Below are 422 nucleotides of genomic sequence, written 5' to 3' on the forward strand. Positions count from 1 at the left end.
GGCGTTAGAAGCGGCCCCGGATTGCATCCGGGCTACTGAGCCCACGTAAACCAACGCCGGGCTGCAAAACGTAGCCCGGATGAAATCCGGGGATAGGCAGGCACAAGGAGGTGCCGGATGGTGAAATATCGCCGAGCCCGAGTTGCCGGTGCCTGTTACTTCCTGACCTTGGCGCTACAGGACAGAGGCAGCGATCTGTTGAGCAGACATGCCGCGCAGGTGCGTCAGTGTTTGCGCGTTGTGCAGGTGCAACTGCCTTTTCGTCTACCTGCGCTGGTGGTACTGCCGGATCATCTGCACCTGCTGATGATGCTGCCGCCAGACGAGGCGGATTATTCTGCGCGGGTGCGTAAATTTAAGATCGCGTTCGTTGCAATGCTTCGTCAGCAAGGCGCGCACGAGGTGCTGACTAACGCCAAGGG

Annotated in this window: 1 protein-coding gene; it reads left to right on the plus strand. The window is 59.5% G+C overall.

Annotation, left to right across the window (positions count from 1 at the left end):
- Positions 1 to 117: 117 nt before the first annotated feature.
- A partial coding sequence (locus J0A65_RS25990) for an REP-associated tyrosine transposase (RefSeq protein ID WP_206597082.1) occupies positions 118 to 422 on the plus strand: 305 nt, incomplete at its 3' end.

The organism is Bowmanella yangjiangensis (genome assembly GCF_017255015.1).
Taxonomy (GTDB): domain Bacteria; phylum Pseudomonadota; class Gammaproteobacteria; order Enterobacterales; family Alteromonadaceae; genus Bowmanella; species Bowmanella yangjiangensis.